We start from the raw sequence: 4,583 nt of genomic DNA, 5'->3' as shown, positions 1-4,583 counted from the left end.
TAACTCCCTGCCATTAATATTCCAGAGTTTAATAGTTCTATCCATACTACCAGAGGCAAGAATCTGACCATCAGGGCTAAAACAAAGGCTATAAATCCTACTACTATGTCCCTTAAAAGTTTGTAGTTTAATTCCCTCAAGACTCCAAAGTTTAATAGTATCATCATCACTAGCAGTAGCAAGCAGTTTCCCAGTAGGATCGAAAGTAACTGTAATCACAGCATTCCCATATTCTTGAATAGTTTGTTCTTCCTTGCCATCCAAATGCCAGAGTTTGATGCTACCATCCTTACTCACAGAAGCAATTATTCTGCCATCAGGACTAAAACTGACATGAAAGACTACATCTCTATGTCCCTGAAAAGTTTGTAGTTCCTTACCATCTAGACTCCAGAGCTTAACAGTGTTGTCGTAACTAGCAGAAGCAAGGGTTTGACCGTCGGGGCTAAAACTAACATCATAAACTCGTTCTCTATGTCCCTGAAAAGTTTGCAGTTCCTTACCATCTAGACTCCAGAGTTTAATAGTTTGATCTTCACTAGCGGAAGCAATAACTTTCTGAGTCTTGCTAAAACTAATGCTATAAACTCTACCTGTATGACCATTAAGGGTTTTCAGTTCTCTGCCATCAAGATTCCAAAGTTTAACAGTGGTGTCATAACTAGCGGAAGCAATAGTTTGACCGTCAGGGCTAAAATTGACATTACTAACCTCATTGCTATGACCATTGAAAATATTTCCTTCTGTGCTTTTAACTCTCCAGAGTCTAATTGTATTGTCTCTAGAAGCAGAGGCAATAGTCTGACCATCTGGACTAAAACTGACGCCATAAATTCTATTACTGTGACCACGGAAAGTTTGTACTTCCTTCTTAATATTCCAGAATTTAATGATTTTGTCTGCACTAGCAGATGCAAGTATCTGACCATCAGGGCTAAAACTAACCGCATTTACCCAATCTCTGTGACCTCTAAAAGTTTTTAATTCTTTGCCATCTAAATTCCAGAGTTTGATAGTTGTGTCTGAACTCCCAGATGCAATCGTTTGACCATCTGGACTAAAACTGACGCTATTAACGTTATAAGTGTGTCCAATAAAGGTTTTCAGTTCCCTACCATCTAAACTCCAAAGTTTGATAGTTTTGTCAGCACTAGCAGATGCAATAGTTTGACCATCAGGGCTAAAACTGACACTAGAGACTCGATTATTATGTCCAATCAGAGTTTGTAATTCCCTACCATCTAAACTCCAAAGTTTAATAGTTTGATCAAAACTTCCAGAAGCAAGAGTTTGACCATCCGGACTGAAACTAACACTACTAACCAGGTCGGTATGTCCTGTTGTCAAACTTTGTAATTCTGTTCCGTCAATACTCCAAAGTTTAATGGTACTGTCAGAACCCGCAGATGCAAGTATCTGACCATCAGGATGGAAACAGATGCGATGGATGCGATCGCTATGTCCCGTAAAAGTTTTTAATTCTCTACCACTAAGACTCCAAAGTTTCAGAGAATTATCCCTACTACCAGAAGCAATCAAAGTACCACTAGGGTTGAAACAAACACTATTTACTCCATCTTTATGTCCTTCCAAACGATTACGCTCTTTGACTCCATAGACTGCCTGATGCAGTGCTGTTACCACGAGCATTTCAGCATCAGCTTTTGTTCTAATTGATTTGGATAATGATTGTAGAATTTTGGCTGCCCTCAATGCTTCTAGTAATGCTTCAAACTCTTGACCAGCTAGAAATAGTGTTTTTGATGAGGCAGTTTTGAGTAATACTTCTAATATCTGATTTGCCTCAGCTAATATTTGAGCTGCTTGTCTTTCTGCTGCCAATGTCTGTTGCATTTCTCGTTTATCTAGTTCTTGACTTGCTGTTAAAAACTGATAATCTTGGTCGCTCAAACTCTTAGCTGCTGCCCATGCTAGAGCTTCCTGTAAAGCTTGACCCCGCAAAAGTCGCGACTCATCCTGATAACCAGAAGCTAACCAAGCACTAAACGCTTCTGAATAAGGTCGCAAACCTGCTAATTCTTTCTCTACCCAAGTAACATTAAATACTGACTGATAAATGCGGTTAGCTACTATCAATTTACCTTCATACTTTACTACTAAACCAGTCAGTCGCAGTTCCATTTGTTCAGAACTATCATCTGCTACTACCTCCCCACTATTCAAAACTTGCTGATACAAACCTAATAACAGACTTGCCCGTTTTTCATTAACTAAAAGGCGATCGCTTATGGTCTTTAAATGTTCTGGATCGTCATGTATCCGCCAATTTTCCAAAATTTGTTTTTGTACTAAATTCTCTACCCATTCTGCCTCTTGATTTTCCCGAATAAAATCCGCATTTTTATGAATTAAATTGCACAATTTTTGAGTTAAAAAAGGTTGACCTCCCGTCCAAAATAATACAGCTTCTAATAACGGATTAATATTTTCAGTTTTGTTTCTCAAGCCTCCACCTAAGGCAGCTACTTCTGACATTTTAAAACCAGTTAATTCTATAGGTATACCAATATTAAAAGGAGTGCGTTTTTTATCCCTAATTAAATCTGCTGGAGTTGCCACACCAATCATCACAAAAGTTAATCTTGTGTAGTCAGGATTATCTGCTCTTTTGTTATAAAAATCTCGAATTACGGCAAAAAAATCATCAATATTAAAAGGTAGACTGAGGGTACTATCAATTTCATCAATAAAAATTACAATATTTTGTTTAACAGTAGGCAGCAAAAAATCTCTGATAAACTTACTAAAACGTTTCACATTCGAGAGTTTATTTGTAAGTAACCACCACTCATCAATATCAAAAAAATCATCTAAATTTAAACTACTGACAATACTATCAATAACTCCAGCATACCATTGGTCAGGAGTAACTTCCCAAGTCCCAACTTCTGTAATATCAATAGTTGCACAGGCAATACCTTCTGCCTCTAATTTTTGTCTAGTTTTGACTCTTAAACTAGATTTACCCATTTGACGGCAGTTCAGTACATAACAAAATTCACCAGCTTTCAAGCCTTGATAAAGTTGTTCGTCGGCAAATCTAGTTACATAAGTAGGAGCATCCGGGGGCAAACTACCTCCCACTTGATAAATTGAATTTCCTGCTATTTTCATAATATCAAATAAAAATCCCCCTATAATTAATAGTCAAAAATTGTTATAGCAATTATTATAATAAGTTAGGTACAAAGTTACAATTTTGAGAAAATAGGAAACAAAATAAAGAGCAAAAATAAATTCACCTCACCAACCTTAAAAATGCACCATAATAGTTATCTAACAATAGTCAAAATTATAATTTTGTCAGCATTTCCTGTGGCATGCGGAGCTAACAGCAGTCAGCTAGCCTCCAGGTCGTAACTGCGTTATCAGGCATTATTTATTAACTAATTTTCTTTATAATAGCAATTACTATTGAGCTGGTAGTTTTGCTCTAGCCCTAAGATAAAGATGATGGGCTAGAGCAAAACTACAAACAACAAAATTATTAAAATGCGCTTATCCAAACATAATATTACTATTCAAACAGCAGAGCTAACTGCTAATAGCTAAATTACCGTATTTTAACTAAATGAGGTATAGTATCAAAAGTAAGTAAGATTTGGAAAAACAGAATGAAAATTGCAATTATTGGCTGTGGTTATGTAGGTAGTACAATTGCTAAACTATGGAGTCAGAAAGGTCATCAATTAACCCTAACCACTACTACTCCGGAACGAGTTTCAGAACTAAAAAATATAACACCACAAGTAGTAGTAATGAAAGGCAATGACTCTAGCGCCATGCAGAATGTATTGCAAAACCAAGAAGTAGTATTGTTGAGTGTAGGTTTTCGCTCTCATATCGGTATGGAGTACAAACAAACTTACCTAGAAACTGCCCAAACTCTAGTTACTACTTTGAAACAAACTCCTACTGTAGAACAAATAATTTATACAGGTAGTTACTCAGTTTATGGTGACAAAAATGGTGAGTGGGTAGATGAAAATTCCCCCGTTACCCCCTCAACTGAAGGTGGAAAAATTCTCCATGAAACTGAGCAGGTGTTATTATCTGCATCTACTCCCCAACAACGGATGTGTATCCTGCGTTTAGGGGGAATTTACGGTCCAAGTCGGGAGTTAGTGAAAATTTTTAGTAGGTGGGAAGGCAAAACTCGCCCTGGTAGTGGCGATGATGTTACCAACTGGATTCATTTAGATGATATTGTGGGAGCGTTGGAGTTTGCTAGACAGAAACGGTTGCAGGGTATTTACAATTTGGTTAATAATGTACCGATGATTAGTCGAGAATTACTTGATGGTTTACACAAATATCAGGGTTTAGGAAAGATTTATTGGGATACCTCTACCCCTTCAACCCGCCCTTTTAATGCTAGAGTATCAAATCAAAAATTGAGGGATGAAGGTTTTGAGTTAGTTCATCCGGAAATTTTCTTATGATACCATATCCGAAGTTTAAAGCTAAAATATCCTAAAATTAGGTAAAACACTTATAATTAGGCTCGTAGTTTTGCTTTAGGGACCTCCAAAAAATCAAATGTACAATTGATAATGATAATA

The 4,583-nt window shown here is 36.8% G+C and carries 2 protein-coding genes; one reads left to right on the top strand and one right to left on the bottom strand.

From position 1 onward, the window contains the following. Positions 1 to 3,135, bottom strand: a 3,135-nt coding sequence (locus tag F6K22_RS32975; protein WP_293108050.1) for a WD40 domain-containing protein, incomplete at its 3' end; no start/stop codon positions are given. Positions 3,136 to 3,635: 500 nt separating this feature from the next. Here F6K22_RS32975 and F6K22_RS32970 point away from each other — a divergent pair. Next, positions 3,636 to 4,463: an SDR family oxidoreductase gene (locus F6K22_RS32970; RefSeq protein ID WP_293108047.1), complete on the top strand. Its 828-nt coding sequence runs from the start codon at positions 3,636 to 3,638 to the stop codon at positions 4,461 to 4,463. Positions 4,464 to 4,583: the final 120 nt, after the last annotated feature.

Source organism: Okeania sp. SIO2F4 (genome assembly GCF_010672385.1).
Lineage (GTDB): Bacteria > Cyanobacteriota > Cyanobacteriia > Cyanobacteriales > Microcoleaceae > Trichodesmium.
The sequence above is the reverse complement of the archived record's forward strand: the minus strand, read 5'-3'. Positions and strand labels throughout refer to the sequence as shown.

Excerpts from the sequence above, each read along its gene's own strand:
- F6K22_RS32970 (WP_293108047.1), top strand. The coding sequence starts at position 3,636 with ATGAAAATTGCAATTATTGGCTGTGGTTATGTAGGTAGTACAATTGCT.